The organism is Plantactinospora sp. BC1, assembly GCF_003030345.1.
Lineage (GTDB): Bacteria > Actinomycetota > Actinomycetes > Mycobacteriales > Micromonosporaceae > Plantactinospora.
Genome location: NZ_CP028158.1, coordinates 7650809 through 7669136, shown reverse-complemented (window position 1 = coordinate 7669136; position 18328 = coordinate 7650809). Strand labels below are relative to the sequence as shown.

Below are 18328 nucleotides of genomic sequence, written 5' to 3'. Positions count from 1 at the left end.
GCCCGTGCCGGGTCGTAAGGTCGTGGTGGAGGCGGACGGCGGAGCGCGGGGCAATCCCGGCCCGGCCGGTTACGGGGCGGTGGTCCGGGACGCCGGCAGCGGCGAGGTGCTGGCCGAGCGTTCCGAGTCGATCGGCGTCGCCACCAACAACGTCGCGGAATACCGTGGCCTGATCGCCGGGCTGGACGCCGCCCGCGAGGTGGGCGCGTCCGGCGTCGAGGTGCGGATGGACTCCAAGCTGGTGGTCGAGCAGATGGCCGGCCGCTGGCAGATCAAGCACCCGGGGCTGCGTCCGCTCGCCGCGCAGGCGGCCGGGCTGGTCCGGAAGTTCGACTCGGTGACGTACACCTGGATTCCCCGGGAGCGCAACCGGCACGCGGACGCGCTGGCGAACGCGGCGATGGACCTGGCGGCCGGCAAGGTGCCGGAGGTCGCCCGGGACAGCGCGGCCGAGCCGGAGGCCGCGGCGCCGGCCGGCGCGACCGGGCGGGCGGAGGCGCACGAGGTCGCCGCGCAGGGGTCGACCGCGAAGAGTTCCTGGGAGCCGCGTCCGGCGGAGACCGCCACCCGGCTGCTGCTGCTCCGGCACGGCGAGACGGACTACACCGCGAAGGGCCGCTACTCCGGCCGGGGTGACGTGCCGCTCTCCGACCGGGGCCTGGCCCAGGCCGGTGCGACGGCCCGGCGGGTGGCCGGGCTGGTCGACCAGGTCGCGGCCGTGGTCAGCTCGCCGCTGTCCCGGTGTACGGCGATGGCCGGCATCGTCGCCGGTGGCCTCGGCGGGGTACCGGTGGTGGTCGAGCCCGACCTGATCGAGTGCGACTTCGGTGACTGGGAGGGGCGCACCTTCGCCGAGGTACGCGAGCGCTGGCCGGCCGAACTGGACGCCTGGCTGGCCTCGCCGGCCGTCGCCCCGCCCGGTGGGGAGTCCTTCGTCGAGGTCGGCGCCAGGGTCAGCCGGGCGATGGCCAAGCTGCTGGCCGACTATCCGGGGGAGACCGTGGTGGTGGTCTCGCACGTCTCTCCGGTGAAGATCGCGCTCCGCGACGCGCTGGCCGCGACCGACGCCTTCCTGCACCGGCTCTATCTCGACCCGGCCGGTCTGTCTCTGCTGGACATCTGGCCGGACGGCGGGATGGCGGTGCGGACCGTCAACGACACGGCCCACCTGACCGGCATCTGACCCGATCCGGCCGCCCAGCCGGCCGGGTCAGCCGGCCGGGTCAGTCCGGGGCGGCGAGGGTTCCGGGGTCACTCGCCGAGGTTACGGGGTTCCTCGGTGAGGAAGGTGAGCACGGTCTTGACGAACCGGGGCGGGTCGTCGAGCCAGGGAAAGTGGCTGGCGCCGTCCAGGACCACGGTCTCGGCGTTCGGAAAGAGCGCGGCGAGCGCCCGGGCCGCCGCCGGGGTGGGTGCCGGGTCCAGTTCACCGGCGACGACCAGTACCGGGGCGTCGAGGTGGGCCAGCGCGGCACGCACCTCGGCGGTCTCCGGGGCGAAGCCGTCGTAGAAGCCGACGGAGGGCTCGTCGGGTCGCTCCTCCTGCTCGGCCTCGGCGTGTGCCCGGGCCCGCTCGTCCCACCGCCCGTACGCGAACGGCGCGGCGGCGCTGCGCAGCGGGTTCACCTCCTCCGGGCCGGCGCCCCGGCCGGCCGCCTCCTGCCAGGCGTCCAGCCCCGCCTTCGCCTCCGGATACCACCACTCGGTGGCGCGGGCGGCGACCGCCTCGGCGAAACCGATCGTCTCCACCCCGACCGAGCGCAGGCCCGGGGTGACGAGCAGCAGCCGGGAGATCCGGTGTGGATGCCGGGCCGCGTAGAGTTCCGCGAGGTTGCCGGCGGCCGAGTGGGCGAGCAGGTCCATCCGGTCCAGTCCGAGGTGGACCCGGAACGCCTCGACGTCGTCGACCAGCCGTTCGCACCGGTAGCTCGCCGGATCCTCGGGGACGGCCGACTCGCCGCTGCCCCGCAGGTCGAGCCGGAGCAGTGTGCGTTCCCGACCCAGTCCACCGAGGTCGCCGAGATAGCTCGACGCCCGGGCCGGCCCGCCCGGCAGGCAGACGATCGGTGGCCCGGACCCCAGCACGTGGTACGCGAGCGCGGTGCTGTCGTACGAGGAGAATCGCGGCACCCGGCCAGCATGGCAACCGACCGACCCTCGATCAAGAGCAATCGTCGTACTTCGATGTAGTGTTTGTGGTGATAGTTCCGTTTGATGAGCCGTTATTTCGGCCGTTGATCACCATTCGGCGCACCGTGGTCGCCGTTGGGCGCACCGGTCCCGTTTCGTCAGGGTGACCGCCGTCACTCTGCCCTAACCTCCGGCGTCACACACAGGTCAGCGACGACACGTCACCGGACGTCCCCACGACACGGGTCGACCGGGCGGGTCACCGGGCCGAGCGCAGCGAGGAGACGGCATGAGCGAGCGCAGCGAGCGAACCATCGAACTCAGCGCCGACGAGTCTCAGGACGGTACGGAGCGAAGCGGAGTGCCGGCATGAGTGACTCTGAGACGCCGACGGCACCGACCCGTCAGGTGGTGTCGAGAGCGCGGGCGAAGGACCACAGCCCCTGGAACTGGCTGCTCTTCCTGCCGATCGTCGTACCGTTGATCACCCCGCTCTTCAACGCCGACTCGCCCCGGCTCTTCGGCTTCCCGGTCTTCTACTGGCTCCAGTTGGCCTTCATCCTGCTCGGGGTCGGCACCACGACCCTGGTGTACCAGATGACGAAGAAGCGGGGGTGACCAACGGTGTGGCAGGACCATCTCACTGAGATCATCATCTTCACACTGCTGTTTCTGCTGGTCAGCGCGATGGGCTTCGTCGCTGCCCGGTGGCGTGCGCCGAACGACATGGCGCACCTCGACGAGTGGGGCCTCGGCGGCCGCAGCTTCGGCGGCTGGATCACCTGGTTCCTGGTCGGCGGCGACCTCTACACGGCGTACACCTTCGTGGCCGTACCGGCGCTGCTCTTCGGAGCCGGCGCGGCCGGGTTCTTCGCGGTGCCGTACACGATCATCATCTATCCGTTGGTCTTCCTGGTGCTGGTCCGGCTCTGGTCGGTGTCGCACCGGCACGGCTTCGTCACCCCGGCCGACTTCGTCCGGAAGCGGTTCGACTCGCCGACCCTGGCGCTGATCATCGCGATCACCGGCATCGTCGCCACGATGCCCTACATCGCGCTCCAGCTCGTCGGCATCGAGGCGGTACTCAAGACGATGGGGGTGACCGGGGAGAGCACCATCGCCCGGCACCTGCCGATCATCATCGCCTTCGCCATCCTGGCCGCCTACACCTACCAGTCCGGGCTGCGGGCCCCGGCGCTGATCGCGTTCGTCAAGGACTCGCTGATCTACATCGTGATCCTGGTGGCGATCGTCTACCTGCCCTACAAGCTGGGTGGCTGGGGGAGCATCTTCGACGCGGCGGACGCGAAGTTCGACGCCAGCCCGTCCCCGAACGACGGGATCACGCTCAACGCCAACAACCAGTTGCAGTACATCACCCTGGCCCTCGGCTCGGCGCTGGCGCTCTTCCTCTACCCGCACAGCCTCACCGGCGTACTGGCCAGCCGGAGCCGGGACGTGATCAAGCGGAACATGTCGGCGCTGCCGGCGTACAGCCTGCTGCTCGGCCTGATCGCCCTGCTCGGGTACGCCGCCATCGCCGCCGGGGTGACCCCGCTGCCCGGCGCGACCGAGGGCACCGTGGACAACAACACGGTGGTACCGCTCCTCTTCGAGCAGCAGTTCCCGAGCTGGTTCGCCGGGATCGCGTTCGCCGCGATCGGGATCGGTGCGCTGGTGCCGGCCGCCATCATGTCGATCGCGGCGGCCAACCTCTTCACCCGGAACATCTACAAGGAGTACCTGCGCAAGGACGCCACCTCGGCCCAGGAGGCGAACGTCTCCAAGATCACGTCGCTGGTGGTGAAGATCGGTGCGGTCGCCTGCATCGTCTTCCTCGACCCGCAGTTCTCGATCGACCTCCAGCTCATCGGCGGGGTCATCATCCTGCAGACGCTGCCGGCGGTCGCCCTCGGCCTCTACACCCGGTGGTTCCACCGGGGCGCGCTGGTCGCCGGCTGGGCGGCCGGAATGGGCCTGGGCATGTGGATGCTCTACCAGATCCCCAACCCGGCCACGAAGCGGGCGCACTTCGGCGGCTCCGCCTTCCCGCTGGAGAAGCTCGGCTTCGACGGCTCGACCAAGACCATCTACGTCGGTCTGGTCGCGGTCGTGGTCAACCTGCTGGTCGCGGCCATCGTCACGCTGATCCTGCGGGCCGCCAAGGTCGCCGACGGGGTCGACGGGACCGAGCAGGACGACTACTTCGCCGACGAGGGCGACCCGCGACTCGTACCCAGCCCGAGGGAGTCGACCGACGAGGTGGCCGACGACAGCGTCGAACCCGCCCCGAAGGTCTGACCGACCCGGCACCGACACCGGCCCCACCACGCCCGCCCCCGGGGAGATCCCCGTGGCCAGCGCAGGCAACCCATCGGGTACGCCGACCTGGTCGCGGGGATCTCTTGCCCGGTGCCAGGCGGTGGGTGTTGCTAGCGTGGAAGGAAGCGACCCGCGAGTCGATCCGGACCGGAGGTGCGGCAGATGATCGAAATGGTGCTGGTCGGTGCTTTCGGGCTGCTGGAGTTGGCGTTCTTCGGCTGGATGCTGACCGAGGTCCGCCGACGCTACCCCGCGCAACGCAGCAGGCACTGAGCCGGCGATCTGCCCCCTGCTTCCGGGTCAGGTCCAGGAGCGGTAGAGCAGCAGCAGGCCGATCGCCGTACCGAAGAGCACGATCACGGTCTTGAGCAGCTCCGGTGCCATTCGGCGGACGAGCCGCGCGCCCGCGTACCCGCCGATGACGGTCGCCGGGGCGACCACCGCGACGGCGGTCCAGTTCACCGGGCCGAACGCGGCGAAGGCGACGATCGTGGTCAGCCCGACCACCGCGGAGAGCACGTTCTTGATCGCGGTGACCCGGGTCAGCGTCTCGTCCAGCACCAGCGCCAGCCCTGCCACCAGCATCACCCCGAGCGCGGCACCGAAGTATCCACCGTAGACAGCGCCGACCACGACCATGGTGTGCAGCGCGAGGGTCTGCCGGGAGGTACTCCGCAGCACCGTCCCGCCCGCGGCGGCCCGGTAGCCGGCTACGGCCGCGACGGGTCGGCCGCTCTCCGGGGGCGTGCTGGGCTGGCCGACGAGGCGGCGAAGCTGGTCCTGGAACGCCAGTACGGCGGTCGCACCCAGCACAAGGAACGGTACGACCAGCTCGAACGCCCGGGCCGGGGTGGAGAGCAGCAGCGCGCACCCGGCGGCGGTGCCCAGCACGGTGCCGGGAACCAGCCGGAGCAGCCAGCGCCGGTCCGGCAGGTCGGCCCGGCTGCCCCACACGCTGGCCAGATAGCCGGGGCAGACCGACATCGAGTTGCTCACGTTCGCCGGGATCGGCGGCAGCCCGACCGCGATCATGGCGGGAAAGGTGATCAGCGAACCGCCGCCGGCCACCGCGTTGACCACGCCCGCGGCGAGCCCGGCAGCGAGCAGTAGCAGCGCCTCGGGAAAATCCATAACCTGTCGAGGCTAATCGCGCGCCGTTCCCGGCCGCTCGGTGGCCTGCCGGATTCCCCGAGGCGTACCCGGCAGCGGCCGGGTGGATCGCTCTTCGGGATCATCGCTACCATTGGGTACGCGACGGACGAGTCGACCGGGCGGTCGCGTCGGCGGGCCGCGAGCCCGCCGCCGAGGAACGTCCGGACTCCACAGGGCAGGGTGGTTGCTAACGGCAACCCGGGGTGACCCGCGGGAAAGTGCCACAGAAAACAGACCGCCGGACGGGTGGTTTACGCGGAAACGCGTTGATCGACCGGTTCGGTAAGGGTGAAACGGTGGGGTAAGAGCCCACCAGCATCCCGGGTGACCGGGATGGCTCGGTAAACCCCACCCGGAGCAAGGCCAAGAAAGGGCCATCGCCGAAAGGCAACGGCCCGCGCAGGCGTTCGAGGGCGGCCCGCCCGATGTCTGCGGGTAGGCCGCTGGAGCCTGCCGGCAACGGTAGGCCGAGATGGATGACCGCCGCCGGCACCACCGGCAACGGTGCGTGCCGGGCACAAAATCCGGCGTACAGGTCGACTCGTCCGTCGTACCCCAGGTCATGGTCCTGACGGCCATCCCGGGGTCGTGAGGCCCTGCCCGCTCAAGGCGACGCCCTAGGTGAACGATCTGCGGTCCCGGGTCCGTGCGCCGATGGCTTCCAGTTCGGCTCGGGAGAGGTGGCGGGACCGGATGATTTCATGGGAGTCCGCGTGTACCCCGGCCTGCTCGGTGGCGTCATAGGCGCCGGCCAAAGCGTCCGGATCGGTAGAGTTCCGCAGAATGGTGGCGAGCGCCTCCCACACCGCCCCTGTCGAAGCGTCGTTGGAAAGGACTGCCGCGCACACCGGCAGGTGTCGCAGCGGGTCACCTGCCGCGACGGCCTCCAGCGCCTTCACCTGGATCGGATTGAGACAGCCGGCCTGTGCCTGCAGTACCCGGCCAAGCTGTTGCAGGGGACCCCGCTGGAGGTAGCGGTTGACGAGCCGGTTGAGGCGGTCCCGTTCGAAGATGCCCCACTGGGACCAGGACAGGATGCAGACGGCCCCGACGGGACAGCGGTCGCCCTTCTTGACGAGCAGTTGCTCAGCGGCGTCCCGGAGTTGGCGCGTCCCCTCGTGGTCGGCCTCCCTGTACACCGTCAACAGCGATTGATGGTCGTGCGCCGCCCGGTCCGCGCGAAGCAGCGCCAGCGCGTCGTCGGGAGTCACCGCGAAGGTCCCGTCGGCGAGCAACCGGCTGCAATCGAGTCTCGATCCTGGTAGGTCGTCATGGGCTCTCCTTTCTCGGTTGCCGGATCCGTGGTCGGGACGGTTCGACCGTAGCAATGCGAGACAGCCCCGGCTCCTCGCCAGCCTCTCCGGGGGTCTGCGCGACTTCGCTAGTCCTGCATGAGATTGCGTACATGCCACAGGACGAAGTTCTGCGGCATGAGTTGACCCGTGCCTGCCTGGTCGGCGTCTTCGACGAGAGCCCGGAGGCTTTGGGTGCACCGCGTACCGACGGCCTCCGGGGGCGCTCACCCAGCCGCTGGCGACCCGGAGCCCGCCGCCCGAACGACTACTTTCCTGTGAGGAAAGCCACGACTGTTTTCCTTGCGGGAAAGTAGTCGGAAGATCGATCATGGGTTCATGAACCCGAACGATGCGCAGCTTTCGCTCGACGACATCCGGCGCATGCAGGACAGGACTCGCGAGCAGATGGTCCGGCAGCGCTTCACCCCTACCTACGTCCCGCTGGCAGCGGTGGGACTCTTCGCCGGGCTCGTGTCCGTCGATCTCGAGAACCCCTGGCGTACCGCCGCCATCCTGCTCGGATTCGGGCTCTTCCTGGGCGTGGGCATCGTGCAGGAGCACCGGAGCCTCGTAGGGCGGAAGCCCACCGCTCTGGAGGGACTGTTCTGGGCGGGGTTGGCGACGGGGCTCATGCTGCTGTTCGGAATCGCCCGGATCGCCGCTTGGGCGTGGCTGGCCCTGCCACCAGAAGGGCTGATGTCCCAGGGCACGCTTGCCGCTGCCGTCACCGCCGCCGCCTACGTCGCGATCACGCCCTTGGTCCGGCGGATCTTCCGGGCGATCGTGCAGCGCGGGAGCGGTTCGATCTGATGGATCCCCGCTTTGACGAGTTTCTGCACGTCCCGGCACGATTGTCGATCCTCGCGCTGCTGGCGCCGGCCACCTGGGTGGATTTCGGCTTCCTGCGCGACACGATCGGGACCAGCGATTCGGCGCTGTCCAAGCATGTCTCCGCGTTGGCCGAGGCCGGATATGTGGCCGTCCGCAAGGATCAGCAGCGCCGGGCAAGGCGTACCTCCGTCCAGCTCACGCCGCACGGGCGGCACGCGTTTCAGCGGCACGCCGCCGCGCTGGAGCAGATCGTCGCCGCCGCACGCACGCCGACGGAGCCGGCCGTGCCGGACGCGGTGAAGCCCGTCTGAAGTCGTCGGACGCGGGGGTGGTGGCGGTCGAACCGACCGTCAACGCGCGCGAAGACCTTCGACCGAGCCGGCGCGGACGGCCGGAGGCACAAGCGGGGCAGCTCGACAGGCAGCGGCCGGGGCACGCCCGCGTCGACCGTCCTTCGGCACTCGTCATTCGGCACCCGGCGAACAAGCAACAGCAACAGCAAACTGCAACAGCAAACAGCAGCCAGCATTTACGTCACCATCACACCGCCGCCCCTATCGTCAGCAGGTTATGTCCTGGACAGACGGCGGGGGCGGTCATGGGCAGAAGGACGCTGACGGGTCTGGCCGGGCTGGCCACCACGGTGGCGCTGGGCGCGGCCTGCGTGGTCGGGCTGCGGCTGGTGCACCGGATGGCCGAGCCGCCGGGGCGTCCGGTCTGCGCGGCCGAGGAGCGGGCGTTCGCGGCGGGGCTCGCGACGGACCCGCTGCTGACCCGGGCGCCGGCCGGGATGGAACTGGAGTCGACCCGGTACGCCGAGCCGTGCGAGAGCCTCGGCGCCGGGAACTGGCGCGGCGGAGCCGTCACCGTCTGGGCATATCCGGCCGGCTCGGAACCGCCGAGGCAGGAGATCCAGCGCTTCTACCGGGAGTTGGCCGAGCGACGCGGGTGGCCGGTCCGCGAGGGTACGGCCGAGAGCACGGCGGACGCAACAGCCGGCGGCACGGCTCCGACACGCCGCTGGGTCAGGACGATCGACGGCCGCCGGGTCGAGTTGCGGCTCAACCCGGACCACCGGCACGACGGCCGGACCGTGCTGCTGGTGTCGATGACGTACCGGATCGCGCCCCGGGACGGTGCCGTCGGGGGCACGGAGCGGGGCTGATTGAATGACGCCTCCGGGGCTCACCCGCGCCAGGCACCAGAACGGGCAGGGCCGTGACCGGGGCGCATCTGCGAGGAGGGCCATGACGCTGACCAGCCGTCTCGCCCGGCGGGCGGACCTGCCGGAGCTGCTGCCGCTGATCGACGCCGCGATCAACGAGTTGCAGAAGGGCTTCCTCGACCCGGCGCAGATCGCCTCCAGCCGTTCGATCATGGGCATCGACACCCAGCTGATCGACGACGGCACCTACTTCGTGGTCGAGGCGGCCGGCAGGCTCGCCGGCTGCGGCGGGTGGAGTCGTCGGGCCACCCTCTACGGCGGTGACCACTCGGAGGGGCGCGATCCTGCGATGCTGGACCCGGCCCGGGATCCGGCGAAGGTCCGCGCGATGTACACCCACCCGGACTGCACCCGCCGTGGCGTCGGCCGGCTGATTCTCGCCCGCTGTGAGGAAGCGGCCGCCGCCGAGGGATTCCGTACCCTCGAACTGATGTCGACGCTCGCCGGCCGGCCACTCTACGAGGCGGCCGGCTTCGTGCCGGTCGAGGAGGTCGAGGAGCCGGCTGGCGGCGTACCCGTGCGGCTGGTCCGGATGCGCAAGCCGATCGCGGCTCCGGCGCCCTGACGGCCGGCGGGCCGGAGGCCGCCGACGCGCGGAGCACGCCGACGACCTCCGGATCGCTCAGCCGCCGCGGACGGCGCGTTCGAGCAGGGTACGGTGCCGGATCATCCATCCGGCGGCTCGCGCCCGCCAGGCGAGTGCCCAGATCGGTGCCGGGTCGGTCGACTCCGGCGTGATCCGGGCCCGGATCGCCTCGGCGGCACAGTCCCGGATCGCCAGCTCGATCATCCGGCTGACCAGGTCGCTCCGCTCTGCCGCCGGCAGTTCGTAGCCGTCCAGGAACAGCCGCAACTGCCGGGCCCGGCCCGCCGCATCCGGCAGGCGGTGGCGTTCGGCGATGTCGTCGTCGTGCAACTGGGCGTTCCACCACGCCGTGGCGGCCACCTCGTCGAGCCGGTCGACCGGCCCGGCCAGGGTCCAGTCGATGAACGCCACCGGTCGGCCGGCCCGGGCGACGATGTGCCACGGCCCGGCGTCGCAGTGCCCGATCACCGAGTCGGGCCCCTCCCGGTGCATCCACCACGGCTGCCACCGGGCGTCCGGCGGCGGACGGAAGCTGGCGGTGGCGGTGTGCAGTTCGCGCAGCAGCGTGCCGACCTGCCAGATCCCCTCGTCCGTCCAGGCCCGGGGGTGGATGATGTCGCCCTCGACGTACGTCAGCATCTCGTTGCCGTTGTCGTCGATGCCGGTACCGACCACCCAGGGGGAGCCGGCGAACCCGACCTCCTCAAGGTGGTGCAGCAGGGCGTGCACCGTACCGGTCCAGGGCTTGGCGGCACGCCGCACGATCGAGCCGGTACGAATGACATGACTTGGTCCGCCCTCGGCCGCGGTCAGCGGTTCGAAGGATGTAGCGGAATCCACGGGTACTCCTCGGTTCAGCGCAATGAGCGGTGAGAGACAGCGCCGGATCAGGGCGCAAGAGGCTGGCGGCGCGGGGATGCCGCGGCCAGCGGGACCGCTTACGACGCGAGGAGCCGGCGGATCAGCCGGCGCAGGAGGCCGACGGAAGCCGGTGGGGCGAGTGTCCGGAGGTCAGCTCGCGGTGTGACCGCGCGTCGTGGCGGTGGTGGCTACTGCGCCAATGACCATGCTGCCTGCCATCATCGACCTCCTCGAAGAGTCGGGTGTCGCGAGGCTACGACACCGTCCCACCCTCCGCCACCGATTTTCCGGGCCGCTCCCACCGGGTGCCCCGACCTGCCGATCCCCGGTCCCGCCGGTCCGCCGATCCCCGGTTCCGCCGATCCCCGGGGGCCGCCGATCCCCGGTCGCGCGATCCCGCGATCCCGCCCGTCGCTCCCGGAGAACGAGGCGATCGGCAAGTGTCGGTGCTCGCACCTACACTCCGTGTCGTGGAGCAGATCGTGCCGTTCGTGGCGCTGGCCGGCGCACTCGCCGTGGTCCTGGGCGGGCTTCGCTGGCTGGCCGCCCGGACCCGGCGACGCGGCGTCGGCCGGGCGGTGCTGGGTCCGCTCGACGAGGTCTACAACCCGGCCGCACACCGGTCGCAGATCGAGATCCAGGTGCAGGCCGAACGCCAGGCACCGGCGCCGATACCCGGCGACAGGCCGCGCCGGGGCGGAGCCGGCGGCCTGGCCGGCGGGCCGGGTCTGGCGGCCAACCGGTGACCGGACCCGATCGGACGACCCCGCCGACCTACCTGCTCATCCACGGTGCCGCCGCCGACTCGTGGTGCTGGCATCTGTTGGCCGCCGAGCTGCGCGCCCGGGGCCACGACGTGGTCGCGGTCGACCTGCCCTGCGACGACGACTCCGCCGGCCTCTCCGAATACGCCGACGCGGCGCTGGCGGCGATCGCCGACCGGACGGGCTCGGCAGACCGGGGCGGGCTGGTGGTGGTCGCGCACTCCTTCGGTGCCTTCACCGCCCCGGTGGTCTGCGACCGGACACCGGTGGAACTGCTGGTGCTGTTGGGACCGCAGATACCACTGCCCGGCGAGGCGCCCGGCGACTGGTGGGCCAACACCGGCTATCCGCAGGCCCGGCGGGAGCAGGACATCCGTGACGGCCGGGCCGAGGACGACATGGCGGCGCTGTTCGCCAACGACCTTCCGCCAACCCTGGTGACCGAGGTCTTCCGGCGGGGCAGGCACCAGGCCGACAAGCCGTTCGGTGACCCGGTACCGGTGACGACCTGGCCCGACGTGCCGACCCGGGTACTCCTGCACCGCGACGACCGCTTCCTCCCGGCCGACTTCGTCCGCCGCGTCGCGCGGGAGCGGCTCGGCATCGAGCCGGACGAGATGCCCGGCGGGCACCTCGGGATGCTCGGTCACCCGATCGAGCTGGCCGACCGCCTCGACGCCTACTGGGCCGGGCGGACCGAAGCCGCCCGGCGGGCCTGACCCGGCCGGCGACCCCAACTGCCGGGACTGACCCGGCCGGCGACCTCAACTGCCGGGACGACCCGGTCGGCGACCCCAACTGCCGGGACCGACCCGGCCGGCGACCTCGACTGCCGGGACGACCGGATCCGGAGTGGACCGACAGCGACCCGACGGCGTACCGGACCAGTCGACCGGGCGGCGATCCGGAGTCGGACCAGCGGCCGGATGACGCGCCGCAGGCGGACCGGTGAAGGACGGCGGATCAGGTCAGCGGCGGGTGGCGTGCCGTAGGCGGGCCGGCAGCCGCCGAGGTCACGTCCGGGCGCCCCGGGAGAGGGCGGAGGAGTCCGGGGCGAACCAGCTGGCGGCGGTGGCCGGAGCCAGCGCGTGCGTGATCGTGATCCGTCCGTGCTCGTCGAGCGGCGGCAGCCGGTCGGGGGCGAACCAGCCGACCGCTACCGACTCGTCGTCGTTGACCCGGGCGACGCCGTCGAGCAGCCGGCACCGGAAGCCGATGTTGAGGAACTGGCACTGGTCGCCGTTGGGGTAGGTGTGCGGGCGCGCCACTATGCTCGTCACCCGCTCCGGCAGCACCCGTACGCCGGTCTCCTCGAAGACCTCCCGGACCAGCGCCTCGGCGGGCTGCTCGCCGGGCTCGACGATGCCGCTGACGACCGACCAGCGCCCGTCGTCGGCCCGCTGGCCCAGCAGCAGCTCCCCGGCGTCGTTGCAGACCACGGCGCTCACACTGGGCAGCCAGAGCAGGTCGTGCCCGACGAGCTTGCGAATCCGCGCGACGTACTCCGGGACGGCCATGCCGAGGACCATAACCACCCGCCGGCCGGCCGAACCGATCGGCCCGGTCTGCGCGGTGCTGGTTCAGCCGCCCGGTTCAGCCGCCCGGTCCGGCGGCCGGGCTGGGCGCGTCCGCCGGGTTGGGCGCGTCGGCCGGGTCGGTGCCGGGTGCCGGCGCGGGGTGGCCGGCCGGCTCGCTCGGTGCCGCCGTCGGCGTCATGCCGGGCAGCAGGCTGTCCGGGCACGGCACCTCGACCCGGGAGAAGTCCGCCCGTTCCTGGTCGACGACCTGACGGAAACAGATCCGTACCTCGGCCTGTTTCCGCCCGGCCATCGCGGGCCGGGACATCGCCACGTGCACCCGGAACACCATCCGTACGCCGGGGGAGCGGCGCCGGTCGGTGCCGTCGACGCTGAGTACCTCGACCCGTCCGCTCCGCGCGGCGGTCTCCCCGAGTGCGGCGGCGCTGTCACCGACGCCGTGCACGAGTGCGTCACCGATCAGCGCGGCCTGACGTACCGCTTCCTGTCGGGCCTGTTCCTCGATCGAGGGCTCGGTCGCCATACCCATAATGGTGTACGCGGCGCTGCCGACGAGCAGCAGCAGAATGGCCGACGCGACGATTGACAGGACCCGGCCGAGCCGTCCCGTCCCACCCGCCTGTCGCATGCCACCCACACCGCGAATTGTGCTCCATTCCGCGCCGCGAAGTGCCAGGTCAGCCTGATGAGGCGGCGGTTGGAGCCGGTCGGCGGGGGAAATTTTTCCGGCGCTCGCGCAGCACGTCCTCGCCCCCTTCATCGGCCGCTGACGGCGGTGAATCCCTTGTCGCAGAATGCCTTTCCCCCGTACGGCGACACTTTGCCGTTTCCCCGGTGACGGTTATCCGATCGGGTCTACTGTGGAAGTCGCTCTGTCATTTTGCGCGAAACGGTAGCGCCTGGTCGGTTTGCCGTGCACAGTTACCCCATGAGCGACAGCGGGAGTGATGTGCAGTACTTCTGGTGCATCCGTCATCACCGGGTCGAGACCGGTGCCGACGTCTGCCCGGCGAGGTACGTGCTCGGTCCGTACGCCTCGGGAGCCGACGCGGAGCAGGCGCTGCAGCGGGTGCAGCAGCGCAACGAAGCGTGGGACGCCGAGGATGCCCGCTGGGCCGGGGAGGAGCGCTAGACCGGCGCGGCGACAGCCCGCGTCGAGAAACTCCGTGGTGCTCCGCGAGGAGACCCCCGAGAGCATGTCCCGCAAGGAGGAACACAGATGGCCGAAGCAACCAGGGCCACCCGCACGGTAGCGAGAAGTGCTGCCGGCAAGAAGACCGCGGCGCGCAGCCGGACCGCGGGTGCCAGCAAGGGCACCTCGGCCCGCAAGGCCGCCAGTTCGTCGGTGGCCAAGAAGGCGCCCGCGAAGAAGGCCCCGGCCAAGCGCGCGACGGCGGCGAAGAAGGCGCCGGCGAAGAAGGCACCGGCAAAGCGGGCGCCCGCGAAGAAGGCCACCGCGAAGACCACCACGCGGGCGGCGACGGGCCGCGCCGGCACGGCGAAGCGCACCACGGCGGCGGCGAAGAAGACCACCGGTACCGCGAAGCGCACGACCTCGGCGGCGGCGAAGAAGACCGCCACCGCGGCGAAGCGGACCACGGCCGGCAAGAAGACCACCGCCGCGGCGCGGAAGACCACCACGGCGGCGAAGCGGACCACCGCGGCGGCGAAGAAGGCTCCCGCCAAGCGCACCACCGCGAAGAAGGCACCGGCGAAGCGCACGACCGCGACGAAGGCTCCGGCGAAGCGGGCGACGGCGAAGAAGGCTCCGGGGAAGCGGGCGACCGCGACGACGAAGCGGACCGGCACGGCGGCGAGCAAGGTCACCGGCCGGAAGGCGCCCGGCAAGCAGGCCGCGGCGCGGAGGGCTCCGGCCAAGGCGCCGGCGCGGAAGGCCACCAGGGCGACCGCCCGGAAGACGATGGGTTGAGCTTCGCACCGGGACGCCTTCCGGGGCGTTCCGGTGCGGTGCCACACCCCCGGGTACGCAACCTGGCCCGATGCCGCCGGTGCGCCGGACGGTCTGCGAGGATTCCGGCATGGCATATGACGCGAGCGTGCTGCCGGACGTCACCGGACTCACCGTCGGGATCATCGGCGGCACGGGCGACCAGGGGCGGGGACTGGCCTACCGGCTGGCCCGGGCGGGTCAGCCGGTACTCATCGGTTCCCGCTCGGCGGGCCGGGCGGAGCAGGCGGCGGCGGAACTCCGTACCCTGCCCGGGATGCCGGCCGACGCGGCGATCTCCGGCGGCGACAACGTCGAGGTGGCGAGCCGCTCCGACGTGGTCGTGATCGCCGTTCCCTGGGAGGGGCACCGGGACACCGTCGCCGGACTGCGCGAGCCGCTGGCCGGCAAGGTGGTCGTCGACTGCGTCAACCCGCTCGGCTTCGACAAGCAGGGGCCGTACCCGTTGCGGGTCGAGGAGGGCAGCGCCGTGCAGCAGGCGGCGGCGCTGTTGCCCGACTCCCGGGTCTGCGCGGCCTTCAACCACGTCAGCGCGCCGCTGCTGGCCGACCCGGAGGTCGACCGGATCGAGCTGGACGTGCTGATCTGCACCGAGGAGCGCGAGCTGGTCGGGCTGGTCGGCGCGCTCGCCGCGCGGATCCCCGGAATGCGCGGCATCTACGCCGGGCGGCTGCGCAACGCGCACCAGATCGAGGCGTTCACCGCCAACCTGATCGCGATCAACAAGCGTTACAAGGCGCACGCCGGAGTCCGGGTCACCGACGTCTGAGGCCGGCGGTGGCCGATCCGGCCCGTCGGGAGAGCCACCCGGGGGCGGCCCTCCCAAGGCGGTCAGGACTCAGAAGGTGTGCTCGGCGGTGGGGAACTCGGCCTCCCGGACCTCGGCGGCGAACCGCCGGGTCGCCTCGGCGAGCGTGCCGTGCAGGTCGGCGTAGCGCTTCACGAACCGGGGCATCCGGCCGGAGCGCAGCCCGGCCATGTCCTGCCAGACCAGCACCTGCGCGTCGGTGTCCGGGCCGGCCCCGATCCCGATGGTGGGTATCGCCAGCTCGTGCGTGATCCGCTTGGCCACCTCGCCCGGCACCATCTCCAGGACGACCGAGAACGCCCCGGCCTCGGCGACCGCGAGCGCGTCCGCCACCACCTCGTCGGCGGCGTCGCCCCGGCCCTGCACCCGGTAGCCGCCGATGGTGTGCTCCCGCTGCGGGGTGAAGCCGATGTGCGCCATCACCGGGATGCCGGCCCCGGTGATCGCCCGGATCTGCTCGGCCACCTGCCGGCCGCCCTCCAGCTTCACCGCGTGGCAGCCGCCCTCCTTCATGAACCGTACGGCGGTGCGCAGCGCCTGGGTCGGCCCCTCCTCGTACGAGCCGAACGGCAGGTCGCCGACGACCAGCGGGTAGCTGGTGGCGCGTACCACCGCGCGGACCAGCGGGAGCAGGTCGTCGATGGTGACCGGCACCGTCGTCTCGTGCCCGAAGACGTTGTTCGCCGCCGAGTCGCCGACCAGGAGCACCGGAATCCCGGCCTCCTCGAAGATCGCGGCAGTGTACTGGTCGTACGAGGTGAGCATCGGCCACCGCTCACCGCGTTCCTTGGCGGCGACCAGGTCGCGGGCGCGTACCCGTCGGGTCGCCGGACCGCCGTACAGCGTCGCCACCTCGGCCGGGGCGGACGCCATCTGCTGCTCGGACATCGTCGTCTCCTCTCGCCTCGAGGCCGCGTTCGCGGTCCCCGGGTCACTGCCGATCGTCCCACCGTCAGGTGCGGGTACGGCAGGGAGAGTGCAGGTTTTCACACCGGGGAGACCGGCCTCGCCGAAGCGGTCAGGGACGCTCGCGCCACCGGTTGGTGATCGGCACCCGGCGGTCCCGACCGAACGCCTTGATCGAGATTTTCGGTCCGGGCGCGGACTGCCGGCGCTTGTATTCGGCGATGTCCACCATCCGGAGCACCTTGTCCACCACCTCCGGATCGTGCCCGGCCGCGACCAGGTCGTCCCGGCCCTGGTCGCCGTCGACGTAGCCGACCAGGATCGCGTCGAGGATCGAGTAGTCCGGCAGGGTGTCGGTGTCGAGCTGGCCGGGGCTCAGCTCGGCGCTCGGCGGCTTCCGGATCGAGTTCTCCGGGATCGGTGGGGTCTCGCCGCGCCGCCCGGCCTCCGCGTTGCGCCAGTTCGCCAGCTTCCAGACCAGGCTCTTCCAGACGTCCTTGAGCGGGTTGAACCCGCCGACCGAGTCGCCGTAGAGGGTGGAGTAGCCGACCGCCAGCTCACTCTTGTTGCCGGTGGTGAGCACGAGGTGGCCCTCCTGGTTCGACAGCGCCATCAGCAGCACCCCGCGTACCCGGGCCTGGAGGTTCTCCACCGCCATCCCGGAGAGCGACAGGTTGGCCAGGAAGCCGTCGACCATCGGCTGGATCGGCTCGACCCGGTAGTCCAGCCCGGTCCGCTTGGCCAGGTCGGCGGCGTCGTCGAGGGAGTGTTCCGAGGAGTGCTGGCTCGGCATCGAGACCCCGACCACCCGAGCCGGGCCGAGCGCGTCCACCGCGATCGCGGCGACCAGCGCGGAGTCGATGCCGCCGGAGAGGCCGAGCACCACCGAGCGGAAGCCGTTCTTGTCGACGTAGTCGCGCAGCCCGAGCACCAGGGCCTGCCACACCTCGCCCTCGTCGACCACCGGCTCGGTCACCCCGCCGGTGGCCCGGGGGCCGGTCGGGGCGGGCAGTCCGTCGCTGACCCGGACCCGGGTGACGGCCATCTCCGCCCGCGCGTCGGCCGGCGCCGGTCGGGCCGGCTCGGTGCCGGTGGCCGCGTCGGCGCGGCCCTCAGGCAGGTCGGCGCGGCCCTCGGGCAGGTCGAGGTCGTGCAGGAGCAGCTGCTCGACGAACTGCGGGGCGCGGGCCAGCAGGGTGCCGTCGGCGGCGACGATCATCGAGTCTCCGTCGAAGACCAGCTCGTCCTGGCCGCCGACCATGTTGACGTACGCCACGGTCGCCTCGGCCTCGGCGGCCCGGCGGCGGACCAGCGGCAGGCGTACGTCGTCCTTGTTCAGTTCGTACGGCGAGCCGTTGATGTTGACGACCAGCCCGACCCCGGCGCGGCGGGCGACCGTGAACGGGCCGCCGGCCTGCCACAGGTCCTCGCAGACCGTCAGCGCGACGTCGACGCCGCCGATCCGGACCACCGTCAGGCTGTCGCCCGGGACGAAGTAGCGGTCCTCGTCGAAGACGCCGTAGTTCGGCAGGTGGTGCTTGAAGTAGCGGGCCACCACCCGTCCGCCGTGCAGCACGCCGAGGGCGTTGCGCGGCCCCCGGGTCGGGGTGGCCTCGGCGTTGGCGCTGGCCGGTCCGTCGGCGTCGAGGTAGCCGACCAGCACCGGCAGCCCGCCGAGCCCGTCGGCGGCGAGGTCGGCGGCGAGCCGGTCGAGGGCGGCCCGGGAGGCGGCGACGAAGGAGTCCCGGAAGACCAGGTCCTCGACCGGATATCCGGTCAGCACCATCTCCGGGAAGGCCACGAGATGCGCGCCGGCTCCGGCGGCGTCCCGGGACCGCTGGCGGATCAGCGCCGCGTTGCCGGTGATGTCCCCGACGGTGGGGTTGACCTGGGCCAGGGCGATGCGCAAGGTCGGCATGACTCCATCTTGCCGCAGCCGGC

General features: G+C 71.7%; 20 protein-coding genes and 1 other RNA gene. 12 read left to right on the top strand and 9 right to left on the bottom strand.

The features are described from left to right. The first annotated feature begins 4 nt into the window (after positions 1–4). Positions 5–1183 carry a bifunctional RNase H/acid phosphatase gene (locus tag C6361_RS33655; RefSeq protein ID WP_107270203.1) on the top strand — a complete coding sequence of 393 codons (1179 nt, stop codon included), beginning with the start codon at positions 5–7 and terminating at the stop codon, positions 1181–1183. Positions 1184–1251: 68 nt separating this feature from the next. On the opposite strand, the gene C6361_RS33650 is transcribed toward C6361_RS33655, so the two are convergent. Further along, a complete protein-coding gene (locus tag C6361_RS33650; protein ID WP_107261728.1) occupies positions 1252–2130 on the bottom strand; it encodes an alpha/beta fold hydrolase in 879 nt (292 codons plus the stop codon). A 369-nt stretch (positions 2131–2499) separates the two neighbouring features. Here C6361_RS33650 and C6361_RS33645 point away from each other — a divergent pair, with 369 nt between their 5' ends. Next, positions 2500–2748: a DUF3311 domain-containing protein gene (locus C6361_RS33645; RefSeq protein ID WP_107261726.1), complete on the top strand. Its 249-nt coding sequence runs from the start codon at positions 2500–2502 to the stop codon at positions 2746–2748. A gap of 6 nt (positions 2749–2754) precedes the next feature. After that, positions 2755–4431, top strand: coding sequence for a monocarboxylate uptake permease MctP (gene mctP, locus C6361_RS33640; protein WP_107261725.1), 1677 nt, complete (start codon positions 2755–2757; stop codon positions 4429–4431). 321 nt (positions 4432–4752) lie between these two features. Here the strand turns inward: mctP and C6361_RS33635 are convergent, their stop codons facing one another. Further along, complete coding sequence (locus tag C6361_RS33635) at positions 4753–5583, bottom strand: sulfite exporter TauE/SafE family protein (protein ID WP_107270202.1); 831 nt, start codon at positions 5581–5583, stop codon at positions 4753–4755. A gap of 128 nt (positions 5584–5711) precedes the next feature. On the opposite strand from C6361_RS33635, the gene rnpB reads away from it, so the two are divergent. Continuing rightward, positions 5712–6152, top strand: an RNA gene (gene rnpB / locus C6361_RS33630) — RNase P RNA component class A. A gap of 69 nt (positions 6153–6221) precedes the next feature. On the opposite strand, the gene C6361_RS33625 is transcribed toward rnpB, so the two are convergent. After that, positions 6222–6815 (bottom strand): hypothetical protein, encoded by a 594-nt coding sequence (locus C6361_RS33625; protein ID WP_159079603.1) that lies wholly within the window; start codon positions 6813–6815, stop codon positions 6222–6224. A gap of 420 nt (positions 6816–7235) precedes the next feature. Here C6361_RS33625 and C6361_RS33620 point away from each other — a divergent pair, with 420 nt between their 5' ends. The 4 genes from C6361_RS33620 to C6361_RS33605 all read left to right on the top strand — a co-directional run bounded on the left by C6361_RS33620 (position 7236) and on the right by C6361_RS33605 (position 9520). Continuing rightward, a complete protein-coding gene (locus tag C6361_RS33620) occupies positions 7236–7709 on the top strand; it encodes a hypothetical protein (protein WP_107270199.1) in 474 nt (157 codons plus the stop codon). Next, positions 7709–8041 carry a transcriptional regulator gene (locus C6361_RS33615; RefSeq protein ID WP_107261713.1) on the top strand — a complete coding sequence of 111 codons (333 nt, stop codon included), beginning with the start codon at positions 7709–7711 and terminating at the stop codon, positions 8039–8041. The genes C6361_RS33620 and C6361_RS33615 overlap by 1 nt, the downstream gene beginning before the upstream one ends. Before the next feature lie 287 nt (positions 8042–8328). Next, on the top strand, positions 8329–8895 hold the full coding sequence (locus tag C6361_RS33610) for a hypothetical protein (protein WP_107261712.1): 567 nt from the start codon (positions 8329–8331) through the stop codon (positions 8893–8895). An 82-nt stretch (positions 8896–8977) separates the two neighbouring features. Then, positions 8978–9520 carry a GNAT family N-acetyltransferase gene (locus C6361_RS33605; RefSeq protein WP_107270197.1) on the top strand — a complete coding sequence of 181 codons (543 nt, stop codon included), beginning with the start codon at positions 8978–8980 and terminating at the stop codon, positions 9518–9520. 57 nt (positions 9521–9577) lie between these two features. On the opposite strand, the gene C6361_RS33600 is transcribed toward C6361_RS33605, so the two are convergent. Continuing rightward, positions 9578–10381 carry an aminoglycoside phosphotransferase family protein gene (locus C6361_RS33600; RefSeq protein ID WP_199853147.1) on the bottom strand — a complete coding sequence of 268 codons (804 nt, stop codon included), beginning with the start codon at positions 10379–10381 and terminating at the stop codon, positions 9578–9580. Positions 10382–10872: 491 nt separating this feature from the next. Between C6361_RS33600 and C6361_RS38600 the strand changes: the two genes are divergently transcribed. Together C6361_RS38600 and C6361_RS38595 are read left to right on the top strand one after the other, a co-directional pair. Further along, the gene (locus tag C6361_RS38600; protein ID WP_234359167.1) at positions 10873–11148 is read left to right on the top strand and encodes a hypothetical protein; all 276 of its coding nucleotides are present in this window, start codon (positions 10873–10875) and stop codon (positions 11146–11148) included. Then, positions 11145–11885: an alpha/beta fold hydrolase gene (locus tag C6361_RS38595; protein ID WP_107270196.1), complete on the top strand. Its 741-nt coding sequence runs from the start codon at positions 11145–11147 to the stop codon at positions 11883–11885. The genes C6361_RS38600 and C6361_RS38595 overlap by 4 nt, the downstream gene beginning before the upstream one ends. A gap of 294 nt (positions 11886–12179) precedes the next feature. Here C6361_RS38595 and C6361_RS33585 read toward each other — a convergent pair whose 3' ends face one another. Beyond that, complete coding sequence (locus C6361_RS33585) at positions 12180–12683, bottom strand: NUDIX domain-containing protein (protein WP_107271340.1); 504 nt, start codon at positions 12681–12683, stop codon at positions 12180–12182. 76 nt (positions 12684–12759) lie between these two features. Beyond that, positions 12760–13341: a hypothetical protein gene (locus C6361_RS33580; protein WP_159079602.1), complete on the bottom strand. Its 582-nt coding sequence runs from the start codon at positions 13339–13341 to the stop codon at positions 12760–12762. Between the two features lie 291 nt (positions 13342–13632). Here C6361_RS33580 and C6361_RS33575 point away from each other — a divergent pair, with 291 nt between their 5' ends. Further along, entirely contained in the window at positions 13633–13836 is a 204-nt protein-coding gene (locus C6361_RS33575; RefSeq protein ID WP_107261704.1) for a hypothetical protein, read from the top strand. Here C6361_RS33575 and C6361_RS37330 read toward each other — a convergent pair. Continuing rightward, a complete protein-coding gene (locus C6361_RS37330) occupies positions 13833–14603 on the bottom strand; it encodes a hypothetical protein (RefSeq protein WP_159079601.1) in 771 nt (256 codons plus the stop codon). The two genes, C6361_RS33575 and C6361_RS37330, sit on opposite strands and share 4 nt — an antisense overlap. 140 nt (positions 14604–14743) lie before the next feature. Between C6361_RS37330 and npdG the strand changes: the two genes are divergently transcribed. After that, positions 14744–15442, top strand: a complete 699-nt coding sequence (npdG, locus tag C6361_RS33565) for an NADPH-dependent F420 reductase (RefSeq protein WP_107261700.1) — start codon at positions 14744–14746, stop codon at positions 15440–15442. 69 nt (positions 15443–15511) lie between these two features. Here the strand turns inward: npdG and panB are convergent, their stop codons facing one another. Together panB and C6361_RS33555 are read right to left on the bottom strand one after the other, a co-directional pair. Next, on the bottom strand, positions 15512–16369 hold the full coding sequence (gene panB, locus C6361_RS33560) for a 3-methyl-2-oxobutanoate hydroxymethyltransferase (protein WP_369930896.1): 858 nt from the start codon (positions 16367–16369) through the stop codon (positions 15512–15514). A 130-nt stretch (positions 16370–16499) separates the two neighbouring features. After that, positions 16500–18305, bottom strand: a complete 1806-nt coding sequence (locus tag C6361_RS33555) for an NAD+ synthase (protein WP_107270190.1) — start codon at positions 18303–18305, stop codon at positions 16500–16502. Positions 18306–18328: the final 23 nt, after the last annotated feature.